This window comes from Magnetococcales bacterium (assembly GCA_015231925.1).
GTDB lineage: Bacteria > Pseudomonadota > Magnetococcia > Magnetococcales > JADGAQ01 > JADGAQ01.
Genome location: JADGAQ010000148.1, coordinates 1 through 10,491, shown reverse-complemented (window position 1 = coordinate 10,491; position 10,491 = coordinate 1). Strand labels below are relative to the sequence as shown.

Genomic DNA, 10,491 nt, shown 5'->3' with positions numbered 1-10,491 from the left:
AAATAGTCGGAATATAGGAATATCTGGCAATCTATATATCCGAGTTGTGAAATTTACCGGACGTTTCCTGTGGTTTGATCGAAAGGGAGGCGGGGGTTGTTCCGAACGAGGCACTGATTGATTGTTGGTGGGAAGTTTGATCGAAGGTCAGGGAAGGATGGCTCTTGAAAGCGCCCCGGACGAGTACTCGTCCGGGGTTAGGAGGATGTCCCCCGACCGGAGGGGGAGGGGTATCGTAGTCAGTGCATCCCGATGGCTTGGCGATAGAGATGCAACATGGTTTCCTGCTCGTCCAGTTCGTCCCGCTCCATTTTGCGAAGTTTGAGCAACTCCCTCATGATCTTGACATCAAAGCCGTTGCCTTTGGCTTCCGCAAAGACCTCCCGGATACCCTCCAGGATGCCGGATTTTTCTTCTTCCAGGCGTTCGATACGTTCCAGATACTGGATGAGGATGGGACCGGCTATGCCGTGAACATCGGATGCTTGGGCTTCGGTTTGGGTGGCTTTCGACATGGATTTCTTCCTTGAGGTGACATCGTCAATGGGTCGACAGCAGAACGACTGCTGTCGGCAAAACGCAAAAGCCGTGCCTTAAACCCGTCTTATTCATGAATTTCTGCTGCAACCGGACCAGGAGCGTGCCATAACGGCGGTGAACTCGCTCGACGGTCCTCACCGTGGAACGGGGCCACGGTTCCGGTTGTCGAGGCGTCGCGGGCCTTGTCCCGACGCGCCGTGACCGGTTTCGCGACGAAGTTTATGAATGAGACGGGTTAAAGCCTTTGATGACGTGCCACGGTGAGTCTGACCTCGATTGGGGTGAAGAGGGCTTTTTTGGGGGGGCGACAACCGGGTACTTCGGGAGAATCGACATGAAGGATTCAGTGGTGCCGCTTCGTCCCATGGGAAGGGGCCGGTGACCGAGCGTCCTGTGCGCCGGGAGAACCTGAAACGAGTTGATGAAAGCCTCACCGAAGGGATGGTGCCGACGGGGGAGTGTTCATCCCCCCCCCGTTACGACTGAAACAAACCGCTTGTTGCCGTGTCGGCGTTGTCAGTAGCCCGCCGGGGAGATGACCCGAGCTGGAATTCCGGTCTTCTCGAACAACTCCGCAGCCTTGTTACGGGCCTCCTCCTCACGGGCAAAGTTGCCGACGCGAACCTGAGTAACCTCCTGGTTTTCCTCTTTGCCGCGAACCAGTTCAAAGGCTATCTGAAACTGGGATAGCCGCTTGCCGGTTCGTGCCGCGTTTTCCGCATTGGGAAAGGATCCGGCTACGACCGTGAAACCGGGCTTTTTGGACTCCTGGTTGGTTCGAACGGGTTTGTCAGCCATGTCGGGTTGTTTGGGCAGGCGGCTTTCCGGGGGGCCATTGCCACCATCGAAGGTGACGGGGGTCGGGGTAGTGAGGATGGAGAAGGTTTGTTGCAAATGATCCTTCAGAAAGCCTTGAGCGGCTTCCGCTTCGGAGCGACTGGCAAAAGGGCCGACCAGGAGACGGGTCTGCCTGGCGCCGGAGACCTCGACGGCCTGCAAATAGTGCGGAATGCCAAGGGCTTTGAGAGGGGCACGAGCTTGTTCCACCCCTTTGTCTTCACGGAAGGAACCAATCAGCAGTTGATAACGCCCCGGTTGGATATCGGGGAAGTCAGGCGGCGGCATGAAAGCGTCTTGCAGTGCCACCGGTTGCGCCAGGGACTGTGGTAGAGGGGTGAGGAGTGCGACGGGAGGGGTTCCGGCGAGAACCTGCACGATTTTGCCGACTTCATGGATCTCCCTCGAATTGGCAAAGGGGCCGAGAAGTACCTGATATTGGGGTTTTGCAAGCAGGATGTTCTCCTGAACGGTGACCGGATAGGCTGCAGCGGCGAGTTTCGCAGCCAGGGTATGGGCCATGTTGGCATCGTTCAAGGAGCCGGCCAGCAGAAAATGGCGCCCGGTTTCCGACCCGGGTGGTGGCAGTTTGGGCGGCGTTTGGGACGGTGGGGGGGCGATTTGGGCAACTTGCACCGGGGCGGGTTGCGGAACGCTCTCCGGCTTCGGGTTCGGGACCGCCTCTTCTTCCTGGGCGGCCTGACGTTTGGCTTCGAACTGTTCGGTTTCGTGAAAGCGGTCCATGACGGGTTTGACGGCCACATAACCCGCTCCTCCCACCAGTCCCCACCAGGCCAGGGCAGCCAGAATGACCCAGCCACCTTCGCGTTCGGAAGGGGCAGGGACGGGAGTGGGGCAGGGGGATTCCTGGTCGAACGTATTCATGGGGTATCCGATTTTTCCGGGGGTGGTGCGGAAACGAGGTGACATCGAATTCGGATGCAATTCTGGTGCCTTTGGGGAAATCTCACTGAAAAGAAGAAGATTTCCCCTTCAGTTGGCTGGGAAAGGGAATGTCGGCAAGCCGTAGAAACTCAAGCCCGATACCATCTTCGGCGATGCGGACGATACGACAGGGCAGGGTTTGATGGGGAGTCGGGGGAAGGGTGTGAAGCAGCCCTGTTCGCCCACCTGAAGGTTTGAAGGAAGATAACCCACGATGAGGAGGGCGCCGGTTTCGGAAACATTCCCGGTGAAACCGATATATCCTCTCATGGCGCCCAGCTCCAACAATACCCTGCTTAGTAAATCAATGCGTTGAGCCCGCGGAGCGATATACTTATCGTTATTCATATTGGCATTCTTTTACCATTATATGAATATATCTTATACTGAGTCGAAACAGGCAGATTCTTTCCCGTACTTGGAAGATGGTAGCGAATATGTGACATTTTGAAAGAATTTATTTGAAAATGTCGTTTTTTATGGTCACTGATCGCGGTGGGTAAGGATGAGGAGTTGTTCGGTCGGCAGAATTCCAGAATATCAGCCGGTCGTTCAATAAAGAGGCATAAGTCCGCGATGCCGAAACCCTTCAGGATGGACGAGTTCCGGTATGGCCGACCTCACGAAACGGGCTTTTCCCCTGGGGGGAACTAATTCTCCAGCAACCTTCGCATTATTGGCCACGAGAGAAGAGTTGGGCTTAAAGCAGATGATGATAAAAATTCTCTTTGTATGATTTATATCATTCTGTGGACGCCACACCTCCCGTCACCGATAGTGGCTGTTTGTCTCTTAGTATTGTTGTATAGAATGTAAACTTAAGGATTATGTTTGCGGAACAACTCCGAAATCAAAAAGGCCATGTCCAGACTCTGGGCCGCATTGAGACGGGGGTCGCAGGTCGTTTCGTAACGCTCCTCCAACTCCTCCTCGCGAATATCGATGGAGCCCCCCACGCACTCGGTGACATTGTCCCCCGTCAACTCGAAATGCACACCACCCGGAACGGTACTCTCCGATTCATGGATCTCGAAGAACTGCCGCAACTCCGCCAGAATATGGTCGAAGGAGCGGGTCTTGATTCCCGAAGGGGTGGCGTAGGTGTTACCGTGCATCGGATCACAGATCCAGATGACGTTGCGTCCCTCCCGCCGTACCGCGCGAATCAACCCCGGAAGGGATTCGGCGATCTTCTGGTGGCCGCAACGGGTGATCAGCGACAGTCTGCCCGGCAGATTGTCCGGATTGAGGCGGTCACACAGCCGCAACAGCTCATCCGGCGTCACTTTGGGTCCGACCTTGCACCCCAGGGGATTCTTCACCCCCCGCAGAAACTCCACATGGGCCCCGTCCACCTGACGGGTGCGCTCCCCGATCCACAACATGTGGGCCGAACAGTCGTACCAGTCGCCCGTCAAGGAATCCTTGCGGGTCAAGGCCTGCTCGTATTCCAGCAGCAGCGCTTCGTGGCTGGTGAAATACTCGATCTCATAAAGAATCGGCGTGTTCTGCGAGTTGATGCCGATGACCTTCATGAAACGGAGGGCCTCGCTCAACTTGTCCGCCAACTCCGAGTAACGTTGACCTTGGGGGCTGTGGGCCACGAAATCCTGGTTCCAGCTCTGCACCCGGCTCAACTCGGCAAAACCGCCGTGGGTGAAGGCTCGCAACAGGTTCAGCGTGGCCGCCGACTGGAAATAGGCCCGCTCCAATCGGGTGGGGTCGGGTTGACGGGCCTCTTCGGAGAAGTCGGGATCGTTGACCGACTCCCCACGGAAACTGGGCAGACAGACGCCGTTCTTGGTCTCCGTGGGGCTGGAACGCGGTTTGGCGAACTGCCCGGCGATGCGTCCGACCTTGACGATGGGTTTGGCCACCCCGTAAGTCAAAATCACCGCCATCTGCAACATCACCTTCAGCTTGTCGCGGATCGAATTGGCGGTGAAATCGAGGAAGGATTCGGCGCAGTCGCCGCCCTGCAGGATAAAGGCCTTTCCCGCCGAGGCATCCGCCAGGAGTTGATGCAGGGAGCGCACCTCTCCGGCAAAAACCAGGGGCGGAAAGCGGGAGAGGTTGGCCACACAGGATGCCAGGGCTTCCGCATCGGGCCACTCCGGCTGTTGCAGGGCGGGGTATTGCTTCCAGGAGTCGAGTTTCCAATCTTGCGACACAGCGATTCTTCCTTGTGCGACGATGAAGGCGACCGAACCATCCGGAAGATTCCGGGGTAAAATCACCACTATAGAAGAGTTTCCGGATCTTCGCCAGCGGGAATGGGGGGCGGCGTTCGGGGAGGTGGTGGCGGCAAGGGGTTTTGGCCCTGGTTCTGCTTCCTGGCCAGCTCCTCGATGGCCTTTTTGAGGCCTTCGGTGATGCGGGCCGTCTTGCGCTCCGTCAATTGCAGCCCGAACAGATCCTTCAGATAGAAGACATCCACGGCCCGTTCGCCGTAAGTGGCGATTTTGGCGGTTCGAATCTGGATGCCCATCTCCAGGAAGACCCGGGTGATGGTGAAGAGCAGTCCGGGCCGGTCGAGGGTGGTGATCTCCAATACGGTGATATTGTCGGAGAAGGTGTTGTCCACCTCCACCGTGGTGGGCACTTCGAACCAGGCCCGCTTGGCGATTTTGGAGTCGTACTGGATGGGCAGACGTTCGGGACGAATGGCCCCCGAGAGGACCGCTTCCAGCTTTTGTTCGAGACGCACCAGTTTCTGCGGGTTGGAGATGGCCTTTTCCGAGAGTTCCTGTACCACGAAAATGTCCATGGCCATGCCGTCCCGGGTGGTGAAGGCGTTGCAGAACAGAACGTTGAGTCCTTCGCTGGTGATGGCTCCGGCAATTTTGGCGAAGAGTCCGGGGTGATCCTGGGTATAGATGAAGAGGCTGGTGGTTTCCACTGCCGGGGTGGACAGAAAGACCATGGTCAACTCCTCCCGTTGCAGCGGGAAGAGGATGCGATAGTGATCGGCCAGGTTATCAGGCTCGTCGCTGATGAAATAGTCGGGGTAGAAACGGTCCAGATGTTTGCGCACCGCCAGGGGATCGTTGGTGGCGGAGAGGATGCGGAAGACCTCCTCCTTGCGCTCGACTCCGAGCAGGGCGATCTCCCGAGGTTCGTAAAGTCCCCGGGTCATGGCCTCCTGGGTCAGGAGGTAGAGGCGACGCAGCAGGGTCGATTTCCATGGGGTGAGGGTGTTCGGGGCCACGGCGCGGATGTCGGCCACGGTCAACAGCAGCAGCAGATCCAGACGTTGCAGATCCTCCACCTGTCGGGCGAATTGGGAGATGGTCTGGGGGTCGTTGATGTCCCGGCGGAAGGCGGTGCGGGAGAAGATCAGATGTTTTTCCACCAGCCAGGCCACCAGCTCGATGTCCTTTTCGGCCAATCCCAGGCGCTGACAGCAGTGGCGCGCGATGATGGCGCCTTTGATCTCGTGCTGCCCGCCCCGGCCTTTGGCGATATCGTGGAAAAGAACCCCCAGATAGAGTACCAGGGTCTTGCGAACCTGGGAGACCACCTTCGAGGAGAGGGGCAGTTCGTCCGTCAGATAGCCCAGTTGAATGTGGCGCAGGGCCTCCACCGCCAGAATGGAGTGTTCGTCCACGGTGTAGACGTGAAAGAGATCGTGCTGGGTCTGGCCGATGATGCGCCCGAACTCGGGAATGTAGCGGCCCAGCAGGCCGCAGGTGTTCATGCGGCGCAGCACCCAGGCCACGGCCCGCTTGCCGTTGAGCATTTTGAGAAAGAGGGCGGCGGCTTCGGGATTGGCGCGGAATTTCCGGTTCACCAGATGCAGGTTCTGCATGACCATGCGCACCGTATCGGGATGAACGCCCTTGCCGTAGCGTTGCGCCACCTCGAAGAGACGCAGCAGGCGTACCGGATCCCTGGCGAAAGCGTCAGGGTCCACCACCAGAATCTTGTCGCCGGACATGTAAAAGCAGTCTTCCAGCTTGACCCCGGAGCGGGGCAGGTCCATCTTGCGATACTCCTCCTGGAACTTCTGCACGAAGATCTCGTAGAGGTGGCTGACCTGTTTGGCCACCTGGAAGTAGCGCCGCATGAAGAGTTCCACGCCGAGCATGCCCGGACGGTCGCGATAACCGAATTCCTGCGCGATTTCAAGCTGGTGGTGAAAGGTGAGCCGGTCTTCCCGGCGTCCGGCGCGGTAGTGCAGGGCATTGCGCACCCGCCAGAAGAACTCCCGGCAGCGGGTGAGGGTGCGGTACTCCTCCGGGGTCAGAATGCCCATCGGCACCAGATCCAGCATACGATGCACCTTGTAGCGCACCTTGGAGATCCAGATGAAGGTGTGGATATCCCGCTGCCCGCCGGGGTTCTCCTTGATATTGGGTTCCAGGTAGAAGAGCGAGTTGCCGAAACGGTCGTGCCGCTTCTTCTGCTCCGCCAGCTGGCCTTCCAGGAAACGCCCCGGATCGGCCAGCAGCACTTGGCGAAGGGTTTGCATATATTCGATGAAAAGGTCGCGATTGCCGTCCAGGAAGCGGGATTCGAGCAGGGCGGTGCGGGTTTCGATGTTGAGTTGGGCTTCGTCCACGCACTCGGGAATGCCGCGTACCGCGTGCCCCACCTCCAGCCCCATGTCCCAAAGGCAATAAAGAATACGTTCCACCTGCATGCCCAAAACCGGCAGCACGCCCTTGGGCATGACGAAGAGCAGGTCGATATCGGAGTAGGGCGCCAGTTCCCGGCGACCGTATCCGCCGGTGGCCACCACGGCAAAGACGTTCTTGCAGTTCGGAAAGGTGTTGGGATCCGGGGCGTAGAGCTTGCGCACCAGTTGGAAAATACGCCCGATCAGGCCATCCATCAGCAGGGTGTGGCTGCGCACGATGGTCAGTCCCGAGGCGCCGTCCAGATGGGCCTGGTGCAGACAGTTGCGGTGGTTGGACAGAAAAGTGCGCAAAAGGCTCAACACCTCCCCACGGATGTTGCCTTCGCTGGTTTGCAGCCCGAATTGGCTAACCGCCTGTTGCAACTGGTTATCCAGGGGAGCGAAGTCGGGGGAGAGGGAGCTTTCGGAGTGGAGGAGAGGGAATTCCCGCTCTTCTTCGGAGAAGGGGAGGCCGGTTTCATCGTCCAGGATTTCGGGAGAGGCGGACACGCGGTTGGTTTCCTTCTTTCAGCTGACCGGCGCCCTGACCTTGCCGGCAATGGGGATAATGTGGTATCAATGATGCTTGCGGGCCCAAGGACAAGCAATGGTGATTGTTCTTTCGTGACACGCCCCGATGTGCTTCGGTCCATGGGCCGCGAGGCTCTTTAGTCGCCGTTGAAGGATCTCGGAAATGTTTTTCAGCAAACTGATGGGCATGTTTTCCTCCGATATGGCCATCGACCTGGGTACGGCCAATACCCTGGTCTATGTCCGCGGTCGCGGCGTGGTCCTTTCGGAACCTTCGGTGGTAGCGATCCACGAAAGCAGCCGAGGGGTGCGGAAGGTGCTGGCGGTCGGCAACGAGGCCAAACGGATGCTGGGGCGCACCCCCGGCAACATCGTCGCCATCCGGCCCATGCGAGACGGCGTCATCGCCGACTTTACCATAACGGAGGCCATGCTCAAGCATTTCATCCGCAAGGTGCATAAGCGCCGGCTCTTCTACAGCCCGCGCATCATCGTCTGCGTGCCCTACGGCGCCACCCCCGTGGAACGCCGGGCCATTCGCGAATCCGCCGACTCCGCCGGCGCCCGGGAGGTCTTCCTCATCGAGGAGCCCATGGCGGCCGCGATCGGCGCGGGTCTGCCGGTCACCGACGCCTCCGGTTCCATGGTGGTGGACGTGGGGGGCGGCACCACGGAAGTGGCCATTATCTCCCTGGGCGGCATCGTCTACTCCCGCTCCATCCGCGTGGGTGGCGACAAGATGGACGAAGCCATTGTGGCCCATGTGCGTCGCAAATACAGTCTGTTGATCGGAGAAGGCACCGCCGAAACCATCAAGATCCAGATCGGCTCGGCTCATCCCCTGGCGGAACGCCTCGATGTGGAGGTCAAGGGACGCGACCTGGTCAACGGCGTGCCCAAACACCAGATCATCTCCGATCCGGAAATCCTGGAAGCCCTCTCCGAGCCCATCAACGCCATCGTCGAAGGGGTGCGCATGGCCCTGGAACGGACCCCCCCCGAACTGGCCGCCGATATCGTGGATCGCGGCATCGTTCTGACCGGTGGCGGCGCTCTGTTGCGGGGGCTCGACAAACTTCTGGCCGAAGAGACCGGCCTGCCGGTGATCGTCGCCGAGGATCCGCTCTCCTGCGTGGCCCTCGGCTCCGGGCGGGCCCTCGAAGAACTGGATACCATGTCCGATATCCTGATGGACCGATAGGGCATGGTGATCCGTTCCCCTTGCCGGTCTGTGGCGGGGTCGACATCCGGTTCGGAACGCTTCGGCAGGGGGGGCCGCTTTGGTTTCCCCGCCGGCTTTCGCCTGGCTGGTCTACCTAATCCCGCACGCGGCCACACGCCCTAAGGGGTCTCCCCATGGCGGCCTTCATCGCCTTCGTCAAACAGTACCGCAACGGCATCGTCATCTTTCTGTTGCTGATGGCGGCGGTGGTGCTGCTCTTTTCGGTCCGGCTGCAGGCCGACGGGCTCCGGGGGCTTCGGGCTTCGGTCATCGAACTCATGGGGCCCGTGCAAAACGTCCTGATGCTGCCTGCCCAGGTTATTGCCCGCATGCAGGGGCGAATCGTCGATCTGGCCCGCCTCGACACCGAAAACCGCTGGATGCGCAAGGAGTTGTTGCGCCTTCAAGGTCAGGAGATCCAGCTTGAGGAGATGCGCCAGGAGAACAAACGCCTGCGCGAGCTGCTTTACATGGAACAGGAGCCCGGTCACGTCACCCAGGTGGCCCGTATCGTCGGCGACTCCTCGCCCTCCTTTTCCCACGCCTTTCTGCTCAATGCCGGAACCTTGCGGGGTGTGAGGGAGGAGGCCAGCGCCATCAGTCCCCACGGCCTGGTGGGCCGGGTGGTGCAGGTCACCAGCCACAACTCCATGGTGCTGGCCCTGACCGACCTCAACTCCCGGGTGCCGGCCATGGCCCAGCGTTCCCGCATCCGGGGCATCGTCTCGGGCAGTAACGACGAGGTGCTGCAATTGCGCTACGTGCCCAAGGATGCCGATGTGCAGGTGGATGACGTCATCCTCACCTCCGGTATCGACGGCATTTTTCCCAAAGGTCTGCTGATCGGCAAGGTCATGCTGGTGGATTCCGACGAACCCGGCCTGTTTCAGCGCATTCTGATCAAACCGGCGGTGAATTTTCATCGTCTGGAGGAGGTGCGCCTGCTTCTGCCCGTGGCAGCGCCGCCCGCACCGCCTCCTGCACCTCCGGCAGCCGCTCCCGCCACCCCTCCAGGGAGGAACCGCACGCCGTGATCGTGGCCCTCCTGGCCCCCTGGTTTCCCCTATTGACCATTCTCCTGGGCATGGCCATACAGGATCTCGCCCTGCCGCTGCATGCCTGGTCCGTGCTGCGTCCCGATCTCTCCCTGATCTGTCTCTTCTACTGGCGACTCTATCGCCCCGACCGTTGCGGGCCGTTGCTGGTCTTTCTCACCGGCCTCACCGGGGATGTCATGGGAGTGTTGCCTCTCGGCCTGCACGCTTTCAGCCGTATTCTGCTCATCATTCTCCTGGACCATTTCGGCAGTCGCTTGCGGGCCTACGATTTCCTCATCATCATGCCGTTGCTGGGACTCCTGGTGTTCGTGGAGGAGTTGATCCATGTGGTTCTGCTGGCCCTGTTTCAGGAGGTTCCCCTCTTCTGGTTGCCTTTGGCGGGTCAGGCCCTGGGAACGATGCTGGCAGCCCCTTTGGTGGTTTCCGGGTTGATCCTGCTGCACCGCATGTTGCTCGATCCGTACTGACGACAGGACCAAGGCATGCTGGAAGACGAATTCGAACAATTCCATACCGATGCCAAACGTCGCCTGCTGATTCTGGGGGGTGGGGCGGGGCTGCTCTTTTCCGCCCTGGCCGGCCGCCTGTTTCACCTGCAGGTGCTCAAAGGGGGAACCTATCGCAATCTGGCCGAAGACAACCGCATCAGTCTGCAACCGGTCACCGCTCCCAGAGGACGTATTTTCGACCGCTTCGGTCAGGTTCTGGTGGGCAATGTTCCCGAATACCGGCTGGCGGTC

8 protein-coding genes are annotated in these 10,491 nt (G+C 59.6%); 4 read left to right on the top strand and 4 right to left on the bottom strand.

Annotated features, from left to right (window positions below):
• Window positions 1-239 precede the first annotated feature (239 nt).
• The 4 genes from HQL56_14560 to glnD all read right to left on the bottom strand — a co-directional run bounded on the left by HQL56_14560 (window position 240) and on the right by glnD (window position 7,450).
• The gene (locus HQL56_14560) at window positions 240-515 is read right to left on the bottom strand and encodes a DUF2312 domain-containing protein (protein MBF0310742.1); all 276 of its coding nucleotides are present in this window, start codon (window positions 513-515) and stop codon (window positions 240-242) included.
• Window positions 516-1,056: 541 nt separating this feature from the next.
• Entirely contained in the window at window positions 1,057-2,262 is a 1,206-nt protein-coding gene (locus HQL56_14555) for an SPOR domain-containing protein (protein ID MBF0310741.1), read from the bottom strand.
• A gap of 878 nt (window positions 2,263-3,140) precedes the next feature.
• Window positions 3,141-4,493 (bottom strand): 3-deoxy-7-phosphoheptulonate synthase class II, encoded by a 1,353-nt coding sequence (locus HQL56_14550; GenBank protein MBF0310740.1) that lies wholly within the window; start codon window positions 4,491-4,493, stop codon window positions 3,141-3,143.
• Between the two features lie 68 nt (window positions 4,494-4,561).
• Complete coding sequence (gene glnD / locus HQL56_14545; GenBank protein ID MBF0310739.1) at window positions 4,562-7,450, bottom strand: [protein-PII] uridylyltransferase; 2,889 nt, start codon at window positions 7,448-7,450, stop codon at window positions 4,562-4,564.
• Window positions 7,451-7,658: 208 nt separating this feature from the next.
• Here glnD and HQL56_14540 point away from each other — a divergent pair, with 208 nt between their 5' ends.
• The 4 genes from HQL56_14540 to HQL56_14525 form a co-directional block, all read left to right on the top strand.
• Window positions 7,659-8,672: a rod shape-determining protein gene (locus HQL56_14540; GenBank protein ID MBF0310738.1), complete on the top strand. Its 1,014-nt coding sequence runs from the start codon at window positions 7,659-7,661 to the stop codon at window positions 8,670-8,672.
• 155 nt (window positions 8,673-8,827) lie between these two features.
• A complete protein-coding gene (mreC, locus tag HQL56_14535) occupies window positions 8,828-9,727 on the top strand; it encodes a rod shape-determining protein MreC (GenBank protein ID MBF0310737.1) in 900 nt (299 codons plus the stop codon).
• Entirely contained in the window at window positions 9,724-10,218 is a 495-nt protein-coding gene (gene mreD / locus HQL56_14530; protein ID MBF0310736.1) for a rod shape-determining protein MreD, read from the top strand. The genes mreC and mreD overlap by 4 nt, the downstream gene beginning before the upstream one ends.
• A 15-nt stretch (window positions 10,219-10,233) precedes the next feature.
• Window positions 10,234-10,491, top strand: a 258-nt coding sequence (locus tag HQL56_14525) for a penicillin-binding protein 2 (protein MBF0310735.1), incomplete at its 3' end; no start/stop codon positions are given.